We start from the raw sequence: 23,642 nt of genomic DNA, 5'->3' as shown, positions 1-23,642 counted from the left end.
GTCAGGGCCGGCGCAAGGCATCCGATCATCCCGGGCGATCCCGCTACCGTGACCTCATGACCCGCATCGAGCTCCGCGACCTCTCCGACGACGATCGGGATGCCGCCTACCGCGCGGTGCGCGCGAGCGCCTCGACGTGGCCGCGAGGACGGGTGTCCGACCGCACCGCATTCGACACATGGGTGGACGGTGAGGGAGTGACGGCGCGGGCGATCGTCGACGGCGAGGACGTGGTCGGTCTCGCCGCGACCCTCGACATCGACGGTGACCGGGAAGCGCTCCTCGCCGTGACACCGGACACGTCACGGGAATCGGCGACCGAAGCGTTGCGGCTCCTCACCCTCGCCGAGGCGGAGCGCCCGCTCTACGCGTGCGTCGCGGCCGACGACGACCCGTCGCACGACACGCTCGCGCAGTTGGGCTTCGTCGAGTACGAGCGTGACGGGGCCGACATCGTCTACGTGCTGCCCCCGACCCTGGAGTGAGTGACCCGCGTCAGCGGCGCGACAGCACCGCGACCACCGGGCGATGGTCGCTGCCGGCGTCGTCGAAGTCGGTGCGGACCTCGAAGCTGCGCACCTCCCACGCCGATCCGACCAGGACGTGGTCGATGGGTGCCGCGAGAGCCGCGGGCAGACTCGCCGGCCACGTGCCCTGCGCGGCCGTGCCCGCCTGCTGCGCGGCATCCTGACACTCCCCGACCGACCCGCCGTCTCTCCCGAGTCCGGACAGGTGATCGAGCGTCGAGTTGAGGTCGCCGGCGAGGATGACGTCGGGTCCCGCGCACTGCTCGGCGACCCAGTCGATGCCCCGGGTCCACTCGTCGACGATGAACGGCAACGGAGGCAGCGGGTGAGCCGCGATGATCGTGGGCCCGGTGCCCTCGACCGGGCGCCACACGCCGCTCGGCGCCCCGGGGGTCGACCCGGCATCCAGATCGAGGACGTACGGACCGAGCGCGTTCGCGACCAGGAGCGAGGTGGGGACGGGCCGATCGCCCGGGGCCGCTTCGACGGTCGCGGCGGTCATCCGGATCCCCTCCCGAGCCAGGATGCCGACGACCTCCCCCGCCGCGTCGGCGTCGGTCTCGGGCAGGCTGACGACGTCGGCACCGCTCTCGCGGACGAGCCGTGCGATCGCTTCGGGCGGCGCGCCGCCGCCGTACGTGTTCCAGACCACGACCGTGAGGTCGCCCTGCGCGACGGAACCTCCCCCGCCGCGCGCCAAGAGGACAGCGCCGTTGCCGACCGCGGCGACCGCGAACACGACCGCCAACCCGAAGGCGACCGCGACCCGGCGGCGCAGGAGCGCGGTGATCCCGGCGGCGACGGCGAGCGCGGCGAACCCGAGCGCGAGCGGTCCGCGAAAGGAGATGAGGAGCGCCACGCCCTGCCAGCGCTGCGCGCCGATGAGCTGCGGCCAGACGGCGAGGACCGCGAGGAGTCCGCCGATGCCCAGCGTGATGACGAGAGGGAGTCGGCGGCGCGATGCGGTCGGCATCCCCACAGTGAAGCGGACGTCGATGAATGTTCGCCGGATGGGCCCGCCAGATACCCTAGGGGGGTATGGTATCCAGCATGAACGGGTACGACGGACACAAAGACGACCTTCAGAAGCGGCTGCGACGCATCGAGGGTCAGGTGCGCGGCATCGCGCGGATGGTCGACGAGGACAAGTACTGCATCGACATCCTCACGCAGGTGTCCGCCGCGACGAAGGCGCTCGAAACCGTCGCGCTGTCGCTCCTGTCCGACCACCTCAGCCACTGCGTCGCCGAGGCCAGCGCGGAGGGCGGCCAGGTCGCCGCCGACAAGATCCGCGAAGCCAACGACGCCATCGCCCGGCTCGTCCGGTCCTGACCACCGAGGAGAACACCATGAACGAACGCATCGATCTCGGCCTCCGCGAAGCCGCGGCATCCACCCCCCTGCCAGAAGGCGCCGTGACCCAGCAGATCGGCGTGACCGGCATGACGTGCGCGCACTGCGTGCGGAGTGTCACCGAGGAGATCTCGGAGATCGCGGGGGTGCAGGGCGTGTCCGTCGACCTGCGCGTCGGCGACGTATCGCGCGTCACGATCGCCAGCTCCGCTCCCCTCGACGCCGCCCTCGTGCGCGACGCCGTCGAGGAAGCCGGTTACGCCCTGGTCGCCGACCCGTCATGAGCACCACCGACGTCGAGCTCGACATCACGGGGATGACGTGCGCGTCGTGCGCCACCCGGATCGAGCGCAAGCTGAACAAGCTCCCTGGCGTCGAGGCATCCGTCAACTACGCCACCGAGAAGGCGCGCGTGCGCGGCGACGACCTCGACCCCGCTGGGCTCATCGCGGTCGTCGAAGCCGCCGGATATGCGGCCGCGGTGCCCGCGCCGCCGGTCGCGGACGAGGTCGTGACCGACCCGGAGACCGAGGCCCTGCGGCGCCGCCTGCTCATCAGCGCGGCGCTCGCGCTGCCGGTTGCGGTGCTGTCCATGGTCCCGGCGCTGCAGTTCGAGAACTGGCAGTGGCTCGCGCTCACGCTCACGGCTCCGGTCGCGGTGTGGGGAGCCTGGCCGTTCCACCGCGCGGCGGCGATCAACGCCCGCCACGGCGCCGTCACGATGGACACCCTCATCAGTCTCGGCGTCATCGCCTCCTTCGGGTGGTCGCTGTACGCGCTGTTCCTCGGCGGCGCGGGCATGCCCGGGATGACGATGACCTTCACCCTCTTCGGCGCTCCGTCCGCGGGCGCCCACGAGATCTACCTCGAGGTCGCCGCCCTCGTGACGGTGTTCCTCCTCGCCGGCCGGTACGCCGAAGCGCGGGCGCGCACGGCTTCGGCGAGCGCGCTGAAGGCCCTGTTGAACCTCGGCGCGACATCGGCGACGAAGCTCGACGACGGCCGAGAGCGCAGCGTCCCGGTCGCGAGCCTCGGCGTCGGCGACGTCGTCGTGGTGCGCCCGGGCGAGAAGATCCCGTCCGACGGCCTGGTCGTCGACGGAACCTCGGCGGTGGATGCCAGCATGCTCACCGGCGAATCCGTGCCGGTCGAGGTCGGCCCCGGTGCCCGCGTCGTCGGCGCCACGATCAACGTCGGTGGCCGCCTCGTCGTCGAGATCACCCGCGTCGGAGCCGACACCGAGCTCGCCCGCATGGGACGCCTGGTCGAAGAGGCGCAGACCGGCAAGGCCGAAGTGCAGCGTCTCGCCGACCGCGTCTCCGCGATCTTCGTGCCGGTCGTGATCCTCCTCGCGATCGCCGCGTTCGTCGGGTGGCTCGTCGCGGCCGGTTCGCTCGAGCTCGCCTTCACCGCCGCCGTCGCGACGCTCATCATCGCGTGCCCGTGCGCCCTGGGCCTCGCCACCCCCACGGCGCTGCTCGTCGGGACAGGGCGCGGTTCGCAGCTCGGCATCCTGATCCGCGGTCCGCAGGTGCTGGAGCAGACGCGCCGGGTCGACACGATCGTGCTCGACAAGACCGGCACCGTGACGACGGGCCGCATGGCGGTGACCGAGGTGCTTCCCGCGCCGGGCGTCGATCGCGCCGAGCTGCTCGCCGCCGCGGGGGCCGTCGAGGGCGGTTCCGAGCACCCCGTGGGCCGCGCCATCGCGGCCGCCGCCGGGGTCGGGGCTGCCGTCGAGTCGTTCGTCGCGCACGCGGGATATGGCGTCCAGGGTGTCGTGAACGGCTCCGCCGTGGTCGCCGGTCGGCCGTCGTGGCTGCGTGATCAGTGGAGCGTGGAGGCGATGGCATCCGAGGTCGATTCCCTGACGGCGGGTGGAACGGTCGTCGCCGTCGCCCGTGACGGGGAGTACCTCGGCGCGATCGTCGTCTCCGACACCGTGAAGCCGACGAGCGCCGACGCCATTGCGCGCTTCCGTCGGCTGGGACTGCGCCCCGTGCTGCTCACCGGAGACAACGCCGCGACCGCCGCACGCGTGGCGGCCGAGGTCGGCGTCGACGACGTCCGGGCAGAGGTGACTCCGTCCGAGAAGCTCGACGTCGTCCGCGGGCTGCAGGCCGAGGGCCGGGTCGTCGCGATGGTCGGCGACGGTGTCAACGACGCCGCGGCCCTCACCGCCGCGGACCTCGGCATCGCGATGGGCGGCGGGACGGATGCCGCGATCGCGGCGAGCGACGTCACGGTCGTCTCGGGCGATCTGCTCGTCGTCGCTGACGCCGTCCGGCTCGCGCGCCGCACGCTCGGGACCATCAAGGGCAACCTGTTCTGGGCCTTCGCGTACAACGTCGCGGCGATCCCGGTGGCGATGGCGGGCCTGCTGAATCCCGTCGTCGCGGCCGCGGCGATGGCGCTGTCATCGGTGTTCGTCGTCACCAACAGCCTGCGGCTGCGGCGGTTCCGCGCCGAACCCGCCGCAGTCTGAGACCGCTAGAGAGGGATGCCATGACCTCGCACGATCACTCCGGCTCCGGCCCCGCAGCGGCTCCGCCCGCGACGACCGAGCACGCGCACGCGATGCACGACGCGAGCCCCGCGGGCCACACCGGCCACGGGGACCACTCCGGTCACGGTGGCGGCCACGCCGACCACGTCGCGCGGTTCCGTCGCCTGTTCTGGACCATGCTCGTGGTCGCCGTACCCGTCGTCGGCTTCTCCGCGATGTTCGCCGACCTCCTCGGCTACACGCTTCCGGTCGCCGCGTGGGTCCCGTGGGTCTCGCCGGTCCTGGGGACCGTGATGTACGTGTGGGGCGGAGCCCCGTTCCTGACCGGCGCCGTGGACGAGATCCGCGGGCGCGCGCCGGGCATGATGCTGCTGATCGCGCTCGCGATCACCGTCGCGTTCCTGGCATCCTGGGGCGCCAGCCTGGGCCTGCTGCACCACGATCTCGACTTCTGGTGGGAACTCGCGCTGCTCGTCGTGATCATGTTGCTCGGCCACTGGATCGAGATGCGATCCCTCGCCCAGACCACGTCGGCGCTGGATTCGCTCGCCGCATTGCTTCCCGACGAGGCCGAACGCGTCGAGGGCGAAACGACCGTGCCGGTGCCGCCGTCCGCACTGCGCGTCGGTGACGTCGTCGTCGTGCGGCCCGGCGGACGCGTCCCCGCCGACGGTCGAGTCATCCAGGGGTCCGCGCAGATCGACGAGTCGATGATCACGGGCGAGTCCCGCGCCGTGTCGCGCGGCGAGGGCGACCCCGTGGTAGCGGGGACGGTCGCGACCGACTCCGGCATCCGGGTCGAGATCACCGCCGTCGGCGACGACACGGCCCTGGCCGGCATCCAGAAGCTCGTGACCGAAGCACAGGCATCGACCTCGCGAGCCCAACGCCTCGCCGACCGCGCGGCCGCGCTGCTGTTCTGGTTCGCCCTCGGCTCCGCCGTGATCACCGCGGTGGTCTGGACGCTCGTCGGGATGCCAGACTCCGCCGTCGTCCGCACGATCACGGTCCTCGTCATCGCCTGCCCGCACGCGCTGGGGCTCGCGATCCCCCTCGTCGTCTCGATCGCGACCGAACGCGCTGCACGCGGTGGCGTCCTCGTCAAGGATCGCCTCGCGCTGGAGAGCATGCGCACGGTCGACACGGTGGTGTTCGACAAGACCGGGACGCTCACGCGCGGCGAGCCGGCGGTGACCGCCACCGAGGCCGCGCCCGGCATCGACCGCGATACCGCCCTCGCGTGGGCCGCCGCCGCCGAGACCGACTCCGAGCACCCCCTCGCCGGCGCGATCGTCCGCGCCGCCACCGCGCGGGGCCTCGACGTCCCGGCATCCACCGACTTCTCCTCGTCGCCGGCCGTCGGCGTCCGGGCGGTCGTGGACGGACGGGTCGTGCGCGTGGGCGGTCCCGCGCTTCTCGCCGAAGAGGGGGCGGCCGAGCTCCCCATCGCCGCGGACTGGGCGGGCGACGGGTCCATCGTGCTGCACGTGGTCGTCGACGGCGAGACGGTGGGCGCCCTGCGCCTGGCCGACGAGATACGGCCCGAGTCCGTGACCGCCGTGCGGGCGCTGACCGAGCGCGGGATCGAGGTCGTGATGATCACCGGCGACGCGCAACCGGTCGCCGCCGCCGTGGCCGAGGCTGTCGGCATCCGGAGGTTCTCGGCCGGAGTGCGCCCGGAAGACAAAGAGTCCGAGGTCGCCAGGCTGCAGGGCGAGGGTCGTCGCGTCGCGATGGTCGGCGACGGCGTCAACGATGCACCGGCGCTGGCGCGAGCCGACGTCGGGCTGGCGATCGGGGCCGGAACCGACGTCGCGATCGCCTCCGCGGGGGTCGTCCTCGCCAGCGACGATCCGCGGTCCGTCGTCTCGGTCATCGAGCTCTCGCGAGCGAGTTACCGGAAGATGCGCGAGAACCTGTGGTGGGCAGCGGGGTACAACCTGCTGTCCGTGCCGCTCGCCGCCGGCGTGCTGGCGCCGATCGGGTTCGTCCTGCCGATGTCGGTCGGCGCGATCCTGATGTCGCTGTCGACGATCGTGGTGGCGCTCAACGCGCAGCTCCTGCGCCGCCTCGATCTGCGGCCGGATGCCGTCGCCCCGGTCCGATAGTCAGGGCGTCCGCAGGTCGGCCTCGATGCCGCGCGCGGCGGCGAGCAGCGCGGGCACCAGCCGATCCGCGATGTCGCTCTCGGGGTAGCGGCCGGTCGTCATCGAGAGGTTGATCGCGGCGACGACCGCACCCTCCCGCCCATGAACGGGAGCCGCGAGCGATTGCAGCCCGGGCTCGAGCTCGCCGTCGACCCGGGCCCAGCCCTGCGCGCGCACGCGTTCGAGTTCGCGCCGGACGGCATCGGGATCGGTCAGCGTGCGCGGGGTCCGGGCGGAGAGGTCCGTGGCATCCAGGATCCGGTCACGTTCCTCGACGGATGCCACGGCGAGCAGCACGCGTCCCATGCTCGTGACCGCGGCCGGGAACCGCGTCCCGACCGTGATCCCCACCGACATGATGCGGCGCACGGGAACGCGCGCGACGTAGACGATCTCGGTGCCGTCGAGTACCGCCGCCGACGCGCTCTCTCCGACCGCGCGCGACAGCGCCTCGAGGTGCGGTTGCGCGACCTCGGGGAGCGACAGGGCCGAGAGGTAGCTGTAGCCGAGCTCGAGCACGCGCGGCGTCAGGGCGAACGAGCGCCCGTCGTTCCGCACGTAGCCGAGGCTCTGCAGCGTGCGGAGGAACCGCCCCGCGGCGGCGCGCGTCACATCTGCACGGCGAGCGACGTCGCTGAGGGTCAGCTCGGGGTTGTTGGCGTCGAAGGCGCGGATGACTGCCAGCCCGCGGACGAAAGCCTGAACGACCTCGCCGGGGCCGTCGCTGTCGTCAAGGGGCGCGGCGTCGGTCACCGGCTCACCCTATCGATCGGGCGAGCGACACCCTCACCGCTCCAGGACGACCGCGAGGCCCTGGCCGACGCCGATGCAGATCGCGACGACCGCGACACCGGAACCGCGGCGCGCGAGTTCGTGCGCCGCGCGGCCGATGATGCGGCCGCCGGAGGCGCCGAGCGGGTGCCCGATCGCGAGCGCGCCGCCGTGGACGTTGAGCTTCTCGGGGTCGAGGTCGGGCCACCCGGCGAGGCACGCGAGCGACTGCGACGCGAAGGCTTCGTTGAGTTCAACGAAATCGACGTCGGCCCAGGTCTTCCCGGCACGCGCAAGCGCCTTGTTCGCGGCCTCGATCGGCGCGATGGGGAAGACATCCGGGTCCACGCCGTGGGCCGCGCGGCCCGCGATCCGCGCGAGCGGCTCGCCGTCCAGCGCGCCGTCGGCGCCGATGAGCACGGCGGACGCGCCGTCGTTAATAGGCGAGGAGTTGCCGGCGGTCACGCTGCCGTTGCCGTCCGCCGCGAAGAGGGCCTTCAGCCCCGCAAGCTTCTCGAGCGAGGTGTCGGCGCGAATGCTCTCGTCTCGAGTGAGCGCGACCCCCGGCACCGTCACGATCTCGCCGTCGAAGACGCCCGCCTGCCACGCGGATGCCGCTCGCTGATGCGACTGCACGGCGAAGGCATCCTGCTCGTCGCGGGAGATGCCCCACTCGCGCGCGATCTTCTCCGCCGACTCGCCGTTCGAGATCGTCCAGTGCTTCGGGAGGGCCGTGTTCGTCATCCGCCAGCCGATGGCGGTGTTCCACATCGTCGCGTTGCCGACCGCGGGGAACGGCTTCGGCGACTTCTCCACGACGTAGGGAGCGCGGCTCATCGACTCGACACCGCCGGCCAGCACGATCTCGGCGTCACCCGCCTCGATCGCCCGGGATCCCTGGATGACGGCCTCGAGCGACGACGCGCACAGCCGGTTCACGGTGGTGCCGGTGACCGTCGTGGGGAACCCCGCGAGCAGCGCGCCGAAACGCGCGACGTTGCGGTTGTCCTCACCCGCCTGGTTGGCATCCCCGAAGATGACGTCGTCGATGCGGGCCGGGTCGAGACCGGTCCGCTCGACGGTGGCCTTCATGACGAGCGCGGCCAGATCGTCGGGACGGGTGGATGCCAAAGCCCCACCGGCCCGGCCGAAGGGCGTGCGGACGGCGTCGTAGACGTAGCTGGCGGTCATGTCAGGCTCCTCGCTCGATCAGCGTGAGACCAAGCAGTTCCTCGATCTCGGCGTGCGTGTTGTCGCCGAATAGCTCCCGCACACGGAAGCCCTCGGGGGCGATGTCGAAGACGCCGTGGTCGGTGTAGACGCGCGAGACGCACGCGACGCCCGTCACCGGGTACGTGCATGCCTCGACGAGCTTGGGGTCACCCTGCTTCGTCAACAGGTCGGTCATGACGTAGACGTCCTTGGCGCCGATCGCGAGATCCATCGCCCCGCCGACGGCGGGGATCGCGCCGGGCTCGCCCGTCGACCAGTTCGCGAGGTCGCCGTCCGCCGAGACTTGGAAGGCGCCCAGCACGCACACGTCCAGGTGTCCGCCGCGCATCATGGCGAACGAGTCGGCGTGGTGGAAGTACGCGGCTCCGGCGAGCGCGGTGACCGGCTGCTTGCCGGCGTTGATGAGGTCGGGATCGACGCTTCCCTCGACGGGCGCGGGTCCCATTCCCAACATTCCGTTCTCGGTATGCAACACGATCTCAAGGCCCGCGGGGAGATAGTCCGCCACGAGGGTCGGGGCCCCGATGCCGAGGTTCACCGCGGCACCTTCGGGAATGTCGGATGCCACGCGCGCGGCGAGCGCGGTGCGGGAGATGCGGGTGGTCACGCGTCCGCTCCGTTCCGGGCGAGCGGGCGCCCCTCGATGTCGACGCCCCCGACGAAGACGCCGTCGCGCAGCCAGCGGCGCTCCCCCACGGCGACCACTCGGTCCACGTACAGGCCGGGAGTGATGACGGCCTCGGGGTCGAGGTCGCCGAGCGGCACCATCTCGTCGACCTGCACGACGGTGGTCGTGGCCGCGGCGGCCATGATCGGCCCGAAGTTGCGCGCGGTCTCGCGGTAGACGAGGTTGCCCCAGCGGTCGGCGCGGTGCGCACTGATCAGCGCGACATCGGCGTGGATGGGGTACTCGAGCACGTAGTCGCGGTCGCCGATGCGCCGCGTCTCCTTGCCCTCGGCCAGCTGCGTCCCGTAACCGGTGGGAGTGAAAAAGCCCCCGATGCCGGCGCCCGCCGCGCGGATGCGTTCCGCGAGGTTGCCCTGCGGCACGAGTTCGAGCTCGACTTTGCCCGCCCGGTAGAGCTCGTCGAACACCCACGAGTCGCTCTGTCGTGGGAACGAGCAGATCATCTTGCGCACCTGCCCGGCCTTCAGCAGCGCCGCGAGGCCGGTGTCGCCGTTGCCGGCGTTGTTGTTGACGACGGTGAGGTCGCGGGCGCCGTGGGCGATGAGCGCGTCGATGAGTTCGACGGGCTGCCCGGCGCGGCCGAATCCGCCGATCATCACGGTCGCGCCGTCGGCGATGCCCGCCACGGCCGCCGCGACATCCGACACGGTCTTGTCGATCATGGTTCCTCTGTTCGTTCAGCGAACGCGTGTTCGTTTAGCGATCATATCCGTCGGCGGTGGCGTTCGCCAGGGCGACGTGAGGTGCAGCGAAGGACGAAGTGGCCACGAGCGGGACGGAACTCGTGCGCGCGCGATCCATCGTCGTGAGCGCGGCTCACCCCGCCGACTCCGCGACCGGAGTTGACGGTCTCAGCTCAGGACGCCGCGCCGCAGCGCCTGGGCGACCGCCGAGGCCCGGTCCGAGACCTCGAGCTTTTCGTAGATGTGCTGGAGGTGCGTCTTGACCGTGGCCAGCGAGATGTGAAGTTCGTTGGCGATGCGTTGCGCCGGGTAGCCGTCCGCGGCGAGTCGCAGGATGTCGATCTCGCGCGATGACAGGGCGGGTTTGGTCTCGTCCTCGCGCCGCGTCCTCAACTCTCGCGCGAGGATCTCCTGCGCATAGGGAGCGATGACCGTGCCACCCGCCGCAACACGCAGGACGGCGTCGGCGATCTCGCCGAACGAGGCAGCCTTCTCGAGGAACCCCCGCGCGCCGCGCGAGATCGCGCGGTACACGGTCGTGCTGTCGAGGTATGCGGTGAGCACGAGGGGCTTGGTGGGCGAACCGATGCGGGCGATGTGGTCGAGGATCTCGAGGCCGTCGACCTCGGGCAGCCGCAGGTCGATGATCGCGATGTCGGGGACGACCTCCTCGATCAGTTCGATCGCCTGCTTGCCGTCGCCCACGGCGCCGATGACCGAGATCTGCGCGACGCGATCCCAGCTGCGCGCCAGACCGTCCCGATAGACCGGGTGGTCGTCGGCGATCAGCACGCGGATGGGCTTCATGGCTCCAGAGCCGCTCTCACGCTGCGCACGAAGTGGTGCACGTCGAACGGTTTCGTCAGGTACTCGTACACGCCGGCCCGCCGCAGCTGGGCGATGCGCGCCGGCGTCGCGTCCGCGGAGAGCACGATGACCGGGATGTCCGCGGTCGTGGCGTCCTGCTGCAGGGCCTTCACCACATCCACTCCTGACATGTCGGCGAGGTTGAGATCCAGGAGGACGAGGTCGGGTCTCATCTCCTTCGCGGAACGGATGCCGTGCGCGCCGGTCATCTCCGTCACGAGCCGGACTCCGTCCATCCCGGCCGCGATGGTCTCGACGAGACGCACGTTCGCATACGTGTCCTCGATGAGAAGGATAGTGGCGTCCGAGACCGTCAACGCCGACGTCGGGCCGTCGATCGGCGGCTGGACCCCTTCCTCGTCCTCAAGATGCTCAGCCAGGGGCAGATCGACGAAGAACGTGGAGCCCTCGCCGGGGGCGGTGTGCTCGATGCCGATCTCGCCGCCCATCTCCTCGATCAGGCGGCGAGAGAGGTCCAGACCGAGCCCGCTGCCCTCAGTGTTCGCCGCCGCCGTGAGTCGGACGAACGGCGCGAACAAGCGGCGACGGTCCTGGTCGCTGATGCCGTCGCCGGTATCCGTGATGAGGTAGCGCAGGCGTTGCCCGCGCTCCTCGATGCGGACACGGATCACGCCCTGCTCGCGGTTGAACTTCACGGCGTTGCTGAGCACGTTGAGGAACACCTGCCGCAACCGCCGGGGGTCCCCCATCACCGCGCAGTGCATCGCGCCGTGCAGGTCGCTCGCGACCTCGATGTCCTGCGCCTGCGCGAGGGGCCGGATGATCTCGAGAGCCTGGTGGATCGGCTCGAACGCGGGGATGCGCTCGGATCGGAGACCCGGAGCGCCCGCCTCGATCCACGAGATGTCGAGGACGTCGTTGACCAGCTCGAGCAGATGCTGACCGGCATCCAGGATGTGTCCCACCCCCTCGCGGGTCGACGGCTCCAGACGCGAATCCCCCAGCAGCTGCGCGAACCCGATGATGGCGTTCAACGGGGTACGCAGCTCGTGGCTCATGCGGGAGAGGAACTCGCTCAGGCTCCGGTTCGCGCGTTCCGCCTCGTGCATCGCGTGCCGCGCGGCGGACTCGGCGCGTTTGCGGTCGGTGATGTCCGTGGAGATCGCGCCCATCGCGTACGGCTGGCCGTTGTCGTCCAGGAGGGGGAACTTGATCGACAGCCATCGGCGGTCCTCGTCGGGATCGGTGTCGCCGCCGATCGTGGCGAACGGCTCCTCGACCTCGATCGATCGGCCGCCCTCGAGCACGGCGCGGTCGTGAGCGGCGTAGACGTCGGCGCTCGACGACGGGAAGAGGTCGTGATCGGTGAGTCCCACGAGGTCGTCGACCGGCATCCCGAAGAGCTTCGAAAAGAAGTCGTTGACGATCTGATACCTGCCGTCGAGGTCCTTCACGTACATGAGCGCGGCGGAGTTGTCGACGAGGTCCTGCAGTTGACGGATGCGGGAGCGCAGTTCGCTCTCGTCGACCCAGGGCGCGTCAGCGGGGCGCATCTGGACCACGATCTGCGCCCGTCCCGGCACGCGCTCCGCTCGCAGCCGATAGCGACGGGAGTGCTCGCCCGCGGGGAGCAAGGCGTCGCGCACCTCGCCGCTCTGCTCGGCGACGCGGATCGCCGTCCATAGCGCGGGCCCGGCTGCCGAGTCGGGGAACGCGGCATGGCCCTCCCACAGTCGACGGAGCTCGGCATTGGCGGCCAGCAGACGGGGCTCGGTACCGGCGACGTCGAAGACCGCGGTCGCCGTGGGCAGGACCTCGAACGCAGCGGACAGGTCGGCGGCATCCATTCCGCCCCTCCTCTCGACGACGCCCCCGCCCCCGGAGCGTTCCGGGAGCGGGGGCGCGTGGCGGGTCATGCCAGGGTAAGGCTCTGACGCAGGGATGCCGTCGCGGCCTCGTCCACCTCGAGATCGGCCCCGACGGCGGACGCCGTGAAGGCCACCCGGTACGTGTCGCGGGCGCGCTCGAGCGAAACGAACCCGGCGAGCACGTCGTCCCGGACCCGCTGGGGCTCGCGTTCGGCGGGGTCGCCGTATCCGCCGCCGCCGGTGGAGCGCTGGCCGATCTGCTCGCCCGGCGCGAGGGTGATCGATCCGAGCGACGGGATGACGCGCTCCTCCCCCTCCGCGGTCACCATGAACGAGGCGCTCGGTGCTGCCGACCCTCCGCCCTGCGTGCCGCGAGGCGGGAAGGACACGCAGTCGGTCACATACGCCGCCTCCATGTCGTCCCATCGCGGGCCGAACGTCACCGTCGCTCCCGGCGCGCCGCGCCGGCGCCCCGCCCCCTCGGAGTCCGTCCGCATCCGAAGCTGCCCCACGCGGAACGGGTATTTCAGCTCCGACAACTCGATGCTGTCGCGGAACATCAGGCCGGCCGCCACCGCGAGGCCGTACGTGACCCATCCGTCGATCTCGGGATGCGCCGGGCCGCCCTGCGAGCCGAGGAACACCTGGTTGACGAAAGCTTCGCCGCCGTGCCGGCGGTCCACGCCCGACACGACCGAGAAGCCCGGGCCGAGACCGGTCGCGCCCTCGGCCGCACCGAAGCCCGCCCACGCGTCCGCGATCGCCTTCTGCGTCGTGACGGTGAGACGGTCGCCGATGTTCGTCGTGGCCACCGACGTGGAGTGCGGGAACTGCGGTCGGCCGACGATGCAATTGTCGCGCAGCAGCAGGTCGATGCGGCGGAACGAGCCGGAGTTGGCGGGGACCCCGGGTTCCAGGGAGTTGAACACGCCCGTCATGACGTTGCTCACGGTGCAGGCCTCGGACTCGTTGACACCCGCGGGGATGCAGTCGATGTTGTCGCGCAGGTCCAGGACGATGCGGCCGTTGTCGGCGTCGATCGAGATCTTGACCGTGATCTCGATGCCGTCCGGAAGCACCCCGGGGACCGGGTCGTGACGGCCGACGCCGACCGTCTCCCCCGAGGGGAGCGCCGCGATCGCCTGGATCATCTTCTGCTCCGAGTAGTCCATCCAGTCGCGGATGTACCCCTTGACCAGATCGCGGCCGTAGCGTTCGCACAGCTCCTTGAGCCGCGCCTCGGCCACGCGCGCCGCTCCCACCATCGCGAGGTAGTCGCCGTACCACTGGTCGGGCACGCGGATGCGGGACCGGCACATGCGGATGATGTCGCCGACATCGGCGCGGTCCTTCTGGATCCGCACGCACGGGAAGATCAGCGCACCCTCCTGGTAGACGTCCTTGGCGAAGGGCATGTAGGTCGTCGGCTCGGAATTGCCGATGTCCGCCTGGTGCGCCTTGGCGACCGTGGTGAACATGTGCTCGCCCTCGAAGAACACCGGCACGAGGATCGTGTGGTCGGCGGCGTGCGAGTTGCCGCGGTAGGGGTCGTTGTGCAGGAACGCATCCCCGTCGGCGAGGGTGTCGCCGTGAAGTTCGGTCATCGCGCCGGTCATCAGGTGCGCGCCGAAGATATGGCAGGGCAGCCCCTCGGCGGACGACAAGAGTTCGTTGTCCGCCGTGGTGATGGCGCACGAGAAATCGCGGGCCATGTTCAGGACCCCGCTCCGCCCGGTGCGCAGGAGAGTGTTCTCCATCTCGCGGACGATGCTGTCGAGACGGTTGGAGATGACAGCCATGAGGATCGGATCGGTGTTCATGCGTGTGCTCCCTCGGCCACGACGAGCTCGGCGGCCTGGTCGTTCGTTCCGGTGTCGATGATGTAGTCGCCGTTGGCGGCCACCGTGACGGTGGCACCGGGGTCGACGACGAGGGTGGTGGTCGGCTCGAGGATGATCGCGGGGCCGGCTACGACGGCGCCTGGAGCGAGGTTCTCCCCCGCGTAGACGGGGGTATCGGGCGCGTCCGCCGAGGCGAACAGGACGTCGCGGCGGCGCACGGGCAGGGGCTCCCCGACCGCCGGGGCAGGGGCCGGGCTGACGGGCTTGTCGAGTTCCGCCGTCACGCGCAGCTTCCAGACGAGCGTCTCGATGGACTGCTCGGGATCGTGCACCTGGAAGACGCGTTGATGCTGCCGATGGAACTCCTGCCGGAGCGCCTCGACGTCGGCATCCGAGATCACTCCGCCCTCGGGCAGCGGGGTCTCCAGCTCCCACACCTGGCCCGGATATCGGGCGTCGACGGTGAAGGTCCGGTGGATGCCGATCGGGTTCAGGGACGACACCTCCGCGATGAAGTCCTGCGCCTGCGCTTCGAGGGAACGCAGAGCGGATGCCACGGACTCGAAGTCGAAGTCGCGCGACGATGCGAAGGCGCTGACGGTGAAGTCCGAGATCAGGTCGGCGTTCAGCGCACCCGCAGCTGACAGCGCCCCGGCCGTCCGGGGCAGGACGACCGTGCGAATGCTGAGCTCCCGGGCGATCTGAATGACATTGACGCCGCTGGCGCCGCCGCCGGCCACGAGGGCGAGGTCGCGCGGGTCGATGCCCTGCGACACCGTCATCTCGCGGACCGCCGACACGACGTTCTGCGTCGCAATGATGAGCGCTCCACGAGCGGCCTGCTCCACCGTGGCGCCGATGCGCGCGGCGATCGGGGCCAGCGCGGCGCGGGCGGCCTCGACGTCCAGGCGCAGCTCGCCACCGATGAAGCCCACCGGGTCGAAGTAGCCCAGGATCAGGGCCGCGTCGGTCACCGTGGGACGGGTTCCGCCGCGTCCATAGGCGGCGGGGCCGGGGTCGGCGCCGGCGCTTTCCGGGCCGACGGCGACGAGACCGGCCGGGTCCACGCTGATGATCGACCCGCCGCCGGAGCCGATGGAACGGACGTCGACGGACTTCGTGCCCGTGATGTGACCCGTCCACTTGGCCCCCAGCCACGTGTCGGCGCTGTAATGGATCGTCCCGTCGCTGATGAGGCCGACGTCGAACGTCGTCCCCCCGGTATCGGCGACGAGCACGTTCGGGGCGGGGTCGGCGAGCGTCGTGCGGCCGACGTTGAGGGCCGCGATGGGCGCCATCGACGGGCCGGAGCCGACGCTGTAAATGGGCCGGTCGCTCATGCGCGCCGTCGGCCACGAACCGCCGAAGCTCGTCGAGATGAGGAGCCGTCCAGCGAAGCCCGCGGCGGCGAGGTCGTCGGCGAGCTCGCCGAGGAAAGACTGCATGAGGGGCTTGAGCGAGGCGTCGATCACGGTGGAGGACGCGCGACGGTACTCACGCAGGATGGGATTGAGCTGGTGGCTCAGCGTGCGCGGGATCTCCGGCAGGTGCTCGGCGAGGAGCTCCCCGACCCGCAGCTCGTGCGCGGGGTTCACCGTCGACCACAGCAGGCTCACTCCGACGGCTTCGACGCCGTGGCGACGACACTCCTCGATGGCATCGAGCACACTCTGCTCGGAGAGTTCACCGAAAACGCCCCCGTCGCTGTCGATGCGCTCGTCGATTTCGAACGTCAGGTAGCGGGGCACGTACGGCGGCGTGAACTCGCGCGGCGAGAAGGCGCCGCCCAAGCGGCCACCCTCGCGGAGGAGCAGGGTGTCGGGGAAGCCTTTCGTCGTGAAGAACGCCGTCCGGGCGGTCTTGCCCTCGACGATCGCGTTCGTCGACCGCGTCGTCCCGTACGCGAAGTGCGAGGTCTCGGAGAGCAGCTGACCGGTGCCGAGACCCAGCTTGCGCGCCACCTGCGCGATGGCCTGTTCGATTCCCTCGAACGCCCGCTGGTAGGTCGTCAGCGCCTTGCCGATGTGGATGGTTCCGGCGGCGTCCACGACGACCACGTCCGTGAACGTGCCGCCGGTGTCCACCGAGATTCTGTACGCCATGAGTGCGTCCTCGTCTGTGTCGATGCGACCGCGTCGGACCCGGCGTCACCATCGGCGAGGCCGGGAACTCGCGCTCTCCGATTCGGGATGGCTCATGGTCTCCCGGGGGTCCCGCGGCGCACATCGCTCGTTCGTCTATCCGAAGGGTTGATCCTTCATCGACCGATCGGATGATTTTCGTCCGGACCCCCGGAATGTGTGTGAACAGTGTGTTTCACGAGCGAAATCGGGCATACAACCGAGGCGGACACAGCGGTCCGCCCACTCACAGGCGGACGAGGACGACTGCCTGTCCGCACCCGAACACTGGAGGTCTTCCATGAAACGCAGCTACGCCATCGCCGTCGGAGTCCTGGCGGCCGCACTCGCCCTCAGCGGGTGCACGCCCGCCGTCCAGAGCCCCGGCGCCGACACCGGTACCACGGCCAATGCGGGCGACTGTCCGCCCGACGTCGCCGCCGCGGTCGCCGCGGCGAGCGAGCCGAGCGAGCTCGTGGCGCCGACCGCCGGACTCGACCTCTCGAAGCTCGCCGGCAAGAGCATCTGGTACATCACCAACAGCCAGAACCAGTTCTCGTCGGAGATGTCCGCCGGTGTCGAAGAGGCCGGTGCAGCCGCGGGCGTCGACATCACCGTGTTCGACGGCCAGAACTCCACCAGCCGCTACAGCGAGGGCATCAACCAGGCCATCGCGCAGAAGGCCGACGGGATCGTGCTGATGGCGGTCCAGCCCGCTGTCGTGAGCGAAGACCTCGCCGCCGCGGAGCGCGCGGGGATCAAGGTGCTCAGCACCCTCAACGGCGACCCCGACGAGCCGGTCGCCGCGGGGACCTTCGGCAACCTGACCGCCGACTACACCGCCGACGGCGCCCTCATGGCGAACTACGCGCTGGCCGACTCGGGCTGCGCCGCGGACATCGTGGTGGTCCAGTCGAGCCCCGTGCACGTCTGGGACCTTGCCGCCAACGGCATCGCCGACACGGTGGCCGAGAAGTGCCCCGAGAAGTGCTCGGTGAAGGTGCTCGACATCGACCCCGCCAACATCCCCACCGACACAGGGACGCAGCTGCAGACGGCCCTCCAGGTCGACCCCGGCGTGAATTACGTCCTGCCCGTGTGGGACAGCGCCATGCCGTATGTCGCCCCGGCGGTGGCCGCGGCCGGGAGCAGCGCGAAGGTCCTCGCCCACGACGGCATCTCGGCGAGCCTCGAGCTCATCGCCTCGGGCCGCGATCAGAACGGCACCGTCGCGATGCCCCCGCCCGGGTGGATCGGCTGGGCCGCGTTCGACGAGGTGGCCCGCGCGATCCTCGGCGAGGAGAACCCCGGCTACGTGATACCGACCCGCCTGGTCACCCGCGAGAACGTCGGCGACGGCAGCACGGCCGACGTCTCGCCCAACTACACCGACTACCAGACCGCCTTCACCCAGGCCTGGGGTCAGTGACACCGGACGGGCGCGGGGCGACAAAGCCTCGCGCCCGTCCCCCTCTCCCACCGCTTCCCGAGGACACGCCATGACCACCACCACCCCGACCACCCCGCTCACCGATCCCGCACCCCGCGTGCCCCGGGTGACGCGTCGTGCCCCCCGCAGCGGCTGGCTTCAGCGATACGCCCTCCTCGGCATCCTGCTGCTGCTCCTGGGGACGTTCGTCGCCACGATTCCCGCGTTCCGTTCGCTCGGGCTCATCACGAGCATGATCAATTCGCAGTCGATCATTCTGCTCCTCGCCCTCATCGCGACGATCGTGCTGCGCACCGGAGGCTTCGACCTGTCCATCTCGCAGACGATGGTCGCCAGCGCCGCCCTCGCGATCGTGCTCATCAAGGCGGGGACCCCCGTCCCCCTCGCGATCCTCGCCTCGGTCGGACTCGGCCTCGTCGTCGGCGTCGTCAACGGCGCGCTCATCGTCCGCATCGGGGTCGATTCCTTCGTCGTCACCCTCGGCTCTTTCTCCGCCCTCGCGGGGGTCGCCTACCTCGTCACCGGTTCCAGCATCGTGGCGGGAGTCCCGGCAGAGCTTGTCAATGCCGTGCGGTCGGGATTCCTCGGCATCCCCCTGGTCACCTGGTACGCGTGGCTGCTCGCCGCCGCACTCTGGTTCGTTTACCAGCTCACACCCCTGGGGCGATACATGGTGTTCATCGGCGGCAACGCGGACGCCGCACGACTGTCCGGCATCCCGGTCGATCGCATCCGGTTTTTCGCCTACGTCGCGTCGAGCCTGCTGGCTTCACTTGCGGGGATCGTGTTCCTCGGCTATTTCGGAGCCGTCGACCCGGGCGTCGGCGCCCAGTACATGCTCCAGCCTCTCGCCGCCGCGTTCCTCGGGACGACGGCGATCGTCATCGGCCGGTTCAACGCGCTCGGAACCCTCGTCGCCCTCTACCTGCTGATCGTCGGCATCACGGGCCTGCAGGTCCTTGGCGCACAGACCTGGGTGACGAACCTCTTCTACGGTCTCGCCCTCATCGTCGCGGTGACGGCGTCGAAGCTCGCGGGTCGTCGCCGGAAGGCCCGCGCATGACCGCAGCACTGTCGGTCCGCGGGCTCACGAAGTCCTACGGCGCGGTCCAGGCGCTGCGCGGCGTCGATCTGGAGGTGTCTGCCGGCGAGGTCCACGCCCTCCTCGGGCAGAACGGATGCGGCAAGTCGACACTGGTGAAGTCGCTGACCGGGATCGTCACGCCCGACGGCGGAACGGCGCGCCTGTTCGGAGGCGAGCTGTCGTTCCCGGTCTCCTCCGCCCACGCGCATGGCATCGCCGTCATCCACCAGGACCTCGGACTGGTCGAGGACATGACGGTCCAGGAGAACCTCGGGGTGACCGCCCGCTACGGGGCGCGCACTTTGGGGATCGTCCGCGATCGCCGAGAGGCGCAGGTCTACCGGCGGATCATGGACTCGATCGAGTTCGACGTCCCGCTCGAAGCCCCCGTCCGATCGCTGTCCGCGGCCGAGCGAGCCATGCTCGGCGTGGTGCGGGCCCTCCGCGACCTCGGCGAGGACGTGACGGGGCAGCTGTTCGTCCTGGACGAGCCGACGGCGGCCCTGGGTCGGACCGAGGCCGAGCGCGTGCTCGCCCTCATGCGTCGAGTCGCCGACCGCGGCGCAGGAGTGGTCTTCATCAGTCACCGGCTGAACGAGGTCGCCGCCGTGTGCGATCGGCTGACGGTCATGCGCGACGGCCGAACCGTGTTCACCGGGGCGGTCGCGGACAGCGACCGCGGCGAGATCGTCGGGCACATGCTCGGCCGCCGTCTCGACGATTTTTTCCCGCACCCTCCCGTGACCGTGGGCGACGAGATCCGCCTGTCCGTGCGGGGCCTCACCGGAGACGTCCTGGATGCCGTCGACCTCGACGCGCGCCGTGGCGAGATCGTGGGGATCACCGGGCTCGACGGAATGGGGCAGGCCGAGCTGGTGCGGATCATCGCCGGAGCACAGACCGCGGCCGCCGGTAGCGTCCGTGTCGACGGCGAGGACGTCGCGTCGGGATCGCCCCGGACGGCGATCCGCGCGGGAATCGCGTACGTGCCAGGCAACCGGCTCCGCGACGGCGGATGGGTCGAGGCCTCGGCGTCGGAGAACCTCACCCTGCCCGTCCTCCCGACGATGCGCCGTCGCGGTGTCCTCGACCCGAAGATGGAGCGCGCGCACGCGAACCGGTGGCTGTCGGACGTGGGTCTCCATCCGCTCGACCCCGCCCGGCCACTCCGCGGATTCAGCGGCGGCAACCAGCAGAAGGTCGTCTTCGCGAAGTGGTTGCAGACGTCGCCGCGGGTCCTGCTCCTGGAGGAGCCGACGCAGGGCGTGGATGCCGGCGCGGCACGCGAATTGCTCGCGCGCGTCACCGACGCAGCGTCCGAGGGACAAACGGTGATCGTCGTTTCGGGCGACCACGAGCAACTCGTCGAGATCTGCCACCGCGTCGTGGTCTTGCATCATGGTCAGGTCGTCGCGGATATTCCTCGTGCGGAACTCAGTGAGCAGCGGCTGCTGATCGCGAGCTCGTCTCCGGGGTCCGACACCCGGACGCGCTGAAGGCCACTCTGTCGGCGGGAAATCAGGTGTTGAGCCGACCCCGACACGTTCGCGATCGCACCCTCGCACCCGGGGCAGACGACCGGTCCGAGCCCGCATGGCGGACAGCGGTCGATGGAGGTTCCTACGCTCGTCGCATCAGCGGACGCGGCCCTCCCGGTACGTTCGGCAGCACCCCATGGGAGAACCGAGGAGCAGTTCCATGTCCGAAACGCATGACCTGGCCGAGAACCACCGCAACACGCTGTACCACCTGGAGCAGCACCCGACTTCGCACAACCTCGAATGGCACGACATCGTGTCGCTGCTGCGCGAGGTCGGCGAGGTCACCGACGAGCACGACGGCAAGCTCAAGGTGCGACTCGGCGACGACGTCCTCTTCCTCTCACCGCCGCGGCACAAGGACATCGACGAGCAGATGGTGCTCGACATCCGCCGCGCTCTCCGCAACGCGGGGTACTACACGGCGGAGAAGTGAGATGACCAGCGAGACGGATGCCATCCGACCCGAGGTTCCGCCGAGCGGAACCGGCTGCGTCGAGTGCGAGGCGGAGGGCTCCTGGTGGCTGCACCTGCGTCGGTGCGCGGAGTGCGGTCACATCGGCTGTTGCGACGACTCGCTGAATCGGCACGCCACGAAGCACGCCCACGCCAGCGGACACCCGGTCATCCAGAGCTTCGAGCCCGGCGAGGACTGGTTCTGGGACTACCGCACCGAGGCGTTCATCGACGGGCCGCTCCTGGCCGCGCCGCGCAGCCACCCCTCGAGTCAGCCGACTCCGGGGCCGGCCGGGCGCGTGCCCGCCAACTGGCGGGCAGTGCTCGGCGGCTGACCTCATCCATTCGGATGATCTCTCGCGAGAAAAGTGGCGGGCGTCGCCGCGATATTCCGACGATCGGCACCGGAGGGCGCCCCATGGTCGGCTGCGCGCACGCTAGCTTCTGCGCAGAGAGATGCGTCCCGGTCATCCGGGCTTTCGGCGCGTGATCTCGCGCACGGCCCGGGCGGCCGGGCATCGCAGTCGGGCGGGGGTCGGGATTGGGGGCCTCGCCCGGCGGCGGCCCGTTCGACACGAGGTGTCAGACCCGCCCGTCCGAGCGCCCCAGATCCTCCGTCATCCGCGCGCCCCACAGCGCGAGCTGAGTGCGGTCGTCGACGCCGATCTTGCCCAGCGACGCGCGGATGTGTGAGCGGACGGTGTTGACCGAGACGACGAGTTCGGCGGCGACCTGCTCATTGGAGGTCACCCCTTCGCTGAGCAGCTTCACGACCCGGATCTCCGAGGGGGTGAGGGATGCCAGCTTGACCCGGTCCTCCTCCGTCGCTCTGTGCTGCACGACTCCGGCGAGAAGCGTACGGGTCACGCGCGAAGACACCAGCGCATCGCCGCGATGGGCAGCACGGATGGCGTCGACGAGCTGCGCGCTGTCGTGGGTCTTCAAAAGGTAGCCGCTCGCGCCGCTGGCGATCGCGCGACGCACGAGATGATCCTCGCCGTGGCTGGTGAGGGCGATCACCCGGACCGAACCTCCGGATGCCTCGACCACCGCGCGCGTGGCGTCGATGCCATTCATCCCGGGCATCTCGAGGTCCATGAGCACGACGTCGGGACCCTCGCTCAGCGCGGCAGCGACGGCATCCCTCCCGTTGGCCACTTCGCCGACCACCGCGATGCCGTCGGTGTTCTCCAGTCGCAGACGCACCCCGCGCCGGAACGTGCGGTTGTCGTCGGCGATGAGGACACGGACAGGCTCGCCGTCAGTCACGCACGGTCTCCCGCGCGTGGGCGAACGGGATGTCGACCGTGAGGCGCCACCCGCCCACGCCGTCGCCGGAGGCGTCCAGCGATCCGTCCACGAGAGCGAGCCTGTCGCGCAGGGTGTCCAGGCCCCAGCCGAGTCCGAGGTCGTCCTCGCCGGGTCGGGCGTTCCGCGCGGCTCCGTTCTCGACGCTCACGTGGAGCCGCTCGTCCTCCACCGCCAGCCGCACCGCGACGGGCGCACCGGCCGCGTGCTTCGCGGCGTTGGACAGTCCCTCTTGCACCGCGCGGTAGGCCGTCGCCGACACCACCACGGGCGCGAGGTCGAGGTCGCCGCGGGTCTCGACCGAGACGCCCATCCCGCGCTCACGCCAGAACCCGGCGAGCGTATCGAGGTCGCGCAGGTCGGGAGTCGGCGCATGCGCGACCGCGTCGACGGCACGCAGATCTCCGAGCGCACCGTAGAGGCTGGCCGCCGCGTACCGCCCCTCGGCGCGGACCTCCTCGATCAACTGCAGTGCGCGTTGCGGATGCGTCGGCGCGAGCTCAGCAGAGGCGTCGCACAGCGAGACCAGACCGGCGAGGTGCTGCCCGGCGACGTCGTGCAGTTCCTGAGCGATCCGCCCGCGCTCGGCAGCCCGCGAGCGCTCGATGGCGACCGACTGCTCTTCCTCGAGCTCCAGGACCCGTTGCCGCTCCCGGGCTGCACGTCGATCCAGCACAGCCCACAGGATCCCGAGCGCGACACCGGCGAACGAGGTGGATGCCAGCGCCGTTCCCTCGGTGAGGAGGAACCCGATCACGATGTTGGCGGGCGTTCCCGTGCTCGCCGCCCACGATGCCAGGCCGACGCTCGCACCCACCACACCGAACGCGGCCCAAGCGGCGGCCACCGAGATCGGCCGGGCGCTACCGACGGCGAACATCGCGATGGCGATGACGAGGTACATGGGACGAGCCCAGTTCGGCACACCGAGGGCCACCGCGACGAGCAGGTAGCAGACGATGATCGCGAGCATCGCGAAGACGGGGCGGGATGCCACGAGCGTCAGGCAGGCCGCCTGCACCGCGCACACCGCGATCGTGAGGGCGATCACGACGACCGGGGCAAGGGCGTGGTCCCACGTCCCGATGCCGCCGAGCAGCGACAACACGGGCACCGCGCACACCTGCACGACGGTGGCGACGAACACGACGACCGCGAACAGCGGCGAGCGCATCACCGAGACGACCCGGGGGCTGGCGACCTTGTCCATCGCACCTTCCTACCGGGCGAAGGTGTCGCAC

21 protein-coding genes are annotated in these 23,642 nt (G+C 70.6%); 10 read left to right on the top strand and 11 right to left on the bottom strand.

The genetic code is table 11. From position 1 onward, the window contains the following. The first annotated feature begins 56 nt into the window (after window positions 1-56). Window positions 57-485: a hypothetical protein gene (locus tag AC3WLZ_RS00245; protein WP_492468567.1), complete on the top strand. Its 429-nt coding sequence runs from the start codon at window positions 57-59 to the stop codon at window positions 483-485. A gap of 10 nt (window positions 486-495) precedes the next feature. Here the strand turns inward: AC3WLZ_RS00245 and AC3WLZ_RS00240 are convergent, their stop codons facing one another. Continuing rightward, window positions 496-1,500, bottom strand: a complete 1,005-nt coding sequence (locus AC3WLZ_RS00240) for an endonuclease/exonuclease/phosphatase family protein (protein WP_492468566.1) — start codon at window positions 1,498-1,500, stop codon at window positions 496-498. A gap of 77 nt (window positions 1,501-1,577) precedes the next feature. On the opposite strand from AC3WLZ_RS00240, the gene AC3WLZ_RS00235 reads away from it, so the two are divergent. Genes AC3WLZ_RS00235 through AC3WLZ_RS00220 form a run of 4 tightly spaced genes read left to right on the top strand, consistent with a single transcriptional unit; the run spans window position 1,578 to window position 6,494 of the window. Continuing rightward, complete coding sequence (locus AC3WLZ_RS00235; protein ID WP_228162000.1) at window positions 1,578-1,859, top strand: metal-sensitive transcriptional regulator; 282 nt, start codon at window positions 1,578-1,580, stop codon at window positions 1,857-1,859. A gap of 17 nt (window positions 1,860-1,876) precedes the next feature. Next, the gene (locus tag AC3WLZ_RS00230) at window positions 1,877-2,164 is read left to right on the top strand and encodes a heavy-metal-associated domain-containing protein (RefSeq protein ID WP_412923137.1); all 288 of its coding nucleotides are present in this window, start codon (window positions 1,877-1,879) and stop codon (window positions 2,162-2,164) included. Beyond that, entirely contained in the window at window positions 2,161-4,365 is a 2,205-nt protein-coding gene (locus AC3WLZ_RS00225; RefSeq protein WP_492468565.1) for a heavy metal translocating P-type ATPase, read from the top strand. Before AC3WLZ_RS00230 ends, AC3WLZ_RS00225 begins: the two co-directional genes overlap by 4 nt. 20 nt (window positions 4,366-4,385) lie before the next feature. Beyond that, entirely contained in the window at window positions 4,386-6,494 is a 2,109-nt protein-coding gene (locus tag AC3WLZ_RS00220; protein WP_492468564.1) for a heavy metal translocating P-type ATPase, read from the top strand. Here the strand turns inward: AC3WLZ_RS00220 and AC3WLZ_RS00215 are convergent, their stop codons facing one another. From AC3WLZ_RS00215 to AC3WLZ_RS00180, 8 genes are all read right to left on the bottom strand, one after another. After that, window positions 6,495-7,286, bottom strand: coding sequence for an IclR family transcriptional regulator domain-containing protein (locus tag AC3WLZ_RS00215; protein ID WP_492468563.1), 792 nt, complete (start codon window positions 7,284-7,286; stop codon window positions 6,495-6,497). A 33-nt stretch (window positions 7,287-7,319) separates the two neighbouring features. Continuing rightward, on the bottom strand, window positions 7,320-8,495 hold the full coding sequence (locus AC3WLZ_RS00210) for a thiolase family protein (RefSeq protein ID WP_492468562.1): 1,176 nt from the start codon (window positions 8,493-8,495) through the stop codon (window positions 7,320-7,322). A 1-nt stretch (window position 8,496) separates the two neighbouring features. Beyond that, window positions 8,497-9,144, bottom strand: coding sequence for a 3-oxoacid CoA-transferase subunit B (locus AC3WLZ_RS00205; RefSeq protein ID WP_492468561.1), 648 nt, complete (start codon window positions 9,142-9,144; stop codon window positions 8,497-8,499). Next, window positions 9,141-9,887 carry a 3-oxoacid CoA-transferase subunit A gene (locus AC3WLZ_RS00200; protein WP_492468560.1) on the bottom strand — a complete coding sequence of 249 codons (747 nt, stop codon included), beginning with the start codon at window positions 9,885-9,887 and terminating at the stop codon, window positions 9,141-9,143. The genes AC3WLZ_RS00205 and AC3WLZ_RS00200 overlap by 4 nt, the downstream gene beginning before the upstream one ends. Window positions 9,888-10,076: 189 nt before the next feature. Beyond that, complete coding sequence (locus AC3WLZ_RS00195; RefSeq protein WP_492468559.1) at window positions 10,077-10,715, bottom strand: response regulator; 639 nt, start codon at window positions 10,713-10,715, stop codon at window positions 10,077-10,079. Further along, the gene (locus AC3WLZ_RS00190; protein WP_492468558.1) at window positions 10,712-12,583 is read right to left on the bottom strand and encodes a hybrid sensor histidine kinase/response regulator; all 1,872 of its coding nucleotides are present in this window, start codon (window positions 12,581-12,583) and stop codon (window positions 10,712-10,714) included. The genes AC3WLZ_RS00195 and AC3WLZ_RS00190 overlap by 4 nt, the downstream gene beginning before the upstream one ends. A 65-nt stretch (window positions 12,584-12,648) precedes the next feature. Beyond that, window positions 12,649-14,424 (bottom strand): hydantoinase B/oxoprolinase family protein, encoded by a 1,776-nt coding sequence (locus AC3WLZ_RS00185; protein ID WP_492468557.1) that lies wholly within the window; start codon window positions 14,422-14,424, stop codon window positions 12,649-12,651. Further along, window positions 14,421-16,547, bottom strand: a complete 2,127-nt coding sequence (locus AC3WLZ_RS00180; RefSeq protein ID WP_492468556.1) for a hydantoinase/oxoprolinase family protein — start codon at window positions 16,545-16,547, stop codon at window positions 14,421-14,423. Before AC3WLZ_RS00180 ends, AC3WLZ_RS00185 begins: the two co-directional genes overlap by 4 nt. A 319-nt stretch (window positions 16,548-16,866) precedes the next feature. On the opposite strand from AC3WLZ_RS00180, the gene AC3WLZ_RS00175 reads away from it, so the two are divergent. From AC3WLZ_RS00175 to AC3WLZ_RS00155, 5 genes are all read left to right on the top strand, one after another. Further along, on the top strand, window positions 16,867-17,994 hold the full coding sequence (locus AC3WLZ_RS00175; RefSeq protein ID WP_492468555.1) for a sugar ABC transporter substrate-binding protein: 1,128 nt from the start codon (window positions 16,867-16,869) through the stop codon (window positions 17,992-17,994). A gap of 70 nt (window positions 17,995-18,064) precedes the next feature. Next, window positions 18,065-19,078 carry an ABC transporter permease gene (locus AC3WLZ_RS00170; RefSeq protein ID WP_492468554.1) on the top strand — a complete coding sequence of 338 codons (1,014 nt, stop codon included), beginning with the start codon at window positions 18,065-18,067 and terminating at the stop codon, window positions 19,076-19,078. After that, a complete protein-coding gene (locus tag AC3WLZ_RS00165; protein WP_492468553.1) occupies window positions 19,075-20,595 on the top strand; it encodes a sugar ABC transporter ATP-binding protein in 1,521 nt (506 codons plus the stop codon). The genes AC3WLZ_RS00170 and AC3WLZ_RS00165 overlap by 4 nt, the downstream gene beginning before the upstream one ends. A 202-nt stretch (window positions 20,596-20,797) precedes the next feature. Further along, window positions 20,798-21,073 carry a hypothetical protein gene (locus tag AC3WLZ_RS00160; RefSeq protein ID WP_492468552.1) on the top strand — a complete coding sequence of 92 codons (276 nt, stop codon included), beginning with the start codon at window positions 20,798-20,800 and terminating at the stop codon, window positions 21,071-21,073. A 1-nt stretch (window position 21,074) separates the two neighbouring features. Further along, entirely contained in the window at window positions 21,075-21,428 is a 354-nt protein-coding gene (locus AC3WLZ_RS00155) for a UBP-type zinc finger domain-containing protein (protein WP_492468551.1), read from the top strand. A 247-nt stretch (window positions 21,429-21,675) separates the two neighbouring features. Here the strand turns inward: AC3WLZ_RS00155 and AC3WLZ_RS00150 are convergent, their stop codons facing one another. After that, window positions 21,676-22,362, bottom strand: coding sequence for a response regulator (locus tag AC3WLZ_RS00150; RefSeq protein WP_492468550.1), 687 nt, complete (start codon window positions 22,360-22,362; stop codon window positions 21,676-21,678). After that, entirely contained in the window at window positions 22,355-23,611 is a 1,257-nt protein-coding gene (locus AC3WLZ_RS00145) for a sensor histidine kinase (protein ID WP_492468549.1), read from the bottom strand. The genes AC3WLZ_RS00150 and AC3WLZ_RS00145 overlap by 8 nt, the downstream gene beginning before the upstream one ends. Window positions 23,612-23,642 lie beyond the last annotated feature (31 nt).

The organism is Microbacterium sp. FW305-3-2-15-F-LB2 (genome assembly GCF_058787255.1).
This window is presented reverse-complemented; position numbering and strand designations above follow the sequence as displayed.

Coding starts and splice junctions, on each gene's coding strand:
- AC3WLZ_RS00200 (WP_492468560.1), bottom strand. CDS start 9,887: ATGATCGACAAGACCGTGTCGGATGTCGCGGCGGCCGTGGCGGGCATC.
- AC3WLZ_RS00165 (WP_492468553.1), top strand. CDS start 19,075: ATGACCGCAGCACTGTCGGTCCGCGGGCTCACGAAGTCCTACGGCGCG.
- AC3WLZ_RS00185 (WP_492468557.1), bottom strand. CDS start 14,424: ATGAACACCGATCCGATCCTCATGGCTGTCATCTCCAACCGTCTCGAC.
- AC3WLZ_RS00240 (WP_492468566.1), bottom strand. CDS start 1,500: ATGCCGACCGCATCGCGCCGCCGACTCCCTCTCGTCATCACGCTGGGC.
- AC3WLZ_RS00210 (WP_492468562.1), bottom strand. CDS start 8,495: ATGACCGCCAGCTACGTCTACGACGCCGTCCGCACGCCCTTCGGCCGG.
- AC3WLZ_RS00145 (WP_492468549.1), bottom strand. CDS start 23,611: ATGGACAAGGTCGCCAGCCCCCGGGTCGTCTCGGTGATGCGCTCGCCG.
- AC3WLZ_RS00175 (WP_492468555.1), top strand. CDS start 16,867: ATGAAACGCAGCTACGCCATCGCCGTCGGAGTCCTGGCGGCCGCACTC.
- AC3WLZ_RS00180 (WP_492468556.1), bottom strand. CDS start 16,547: ATGGCGTACAGAATCTCGGTGGACACCGGCGGCACGTTCACGGACGTG.
- AC3WLZ_RS00190 (WP_492468558.1), bottom strand. CDS start 12,583: ATGGATGCCGCCGACCTGTCCGCTGCGTTCGAGGTCCTGCCCACGGCG.
- AC3WLZ_RS00155 (WP_492468551.1), top strand. CDS start 21,075: ATGACCAGCGAGACGGATGCCATCCGACCCGAGGTTCCGCCGAGCGGA.
- AC3WLZ_RS00235 (WP_228162000.1), top strand. CDS start 1,578: ATGAACGGGTACGACGGACACAAAGACGACCTTCAGAAGCGGCTGCGA.
- AC3WLZ_RS00195 (WP_492468559.1), bottom strand. CDS start 10,715: ATGAAGCCCATCCGCGTGCTGATCGCCGACGACCACCCGGTCTATCGG.
- AC3WLZ_RS00170 (WP_492468554.1), top strand. CDS start 18,065: ATGACCACCACCACCCCGACCACCCCGCTCACCGATCCCGCACCCCGC.
- AC3WLZ_RS00220 (WP_492468564.1), top strand. CDS start 4,386: ATGACCTCGCACGATCACTCCGGCTCCGGCCCCGCAGCGGCTCCGCCC.
- AC3WLZ_RS00225 (WP_492468565.1), top strand. CDS start 2,161: ATGAGCACCACCGACGTCGAGCTCGACATCACGGGGATGACGTGCGCG.
- AC3WLZ_RS00245 (WP_492468567.1), top strand. CDS start 57: ATGACCCGCATCGAGCTCCGCGACCTCTCCGACGACGATCGGGATGCC.
- AC3WLZ_RS00160 (WP_492468552.1), top strand. CDS start 20,798: ATGTCCGAAACGCATGACCTGGCCGAGAACCACCGCAACACGCTGTAC.
- AC3WLZ_RS00230 (WP_412923137.1), top strand. CDS start 1,877: ATGAACGAACGCATCGATCTCGGCCTCCGCGAAGCCGCGGCATCCACC.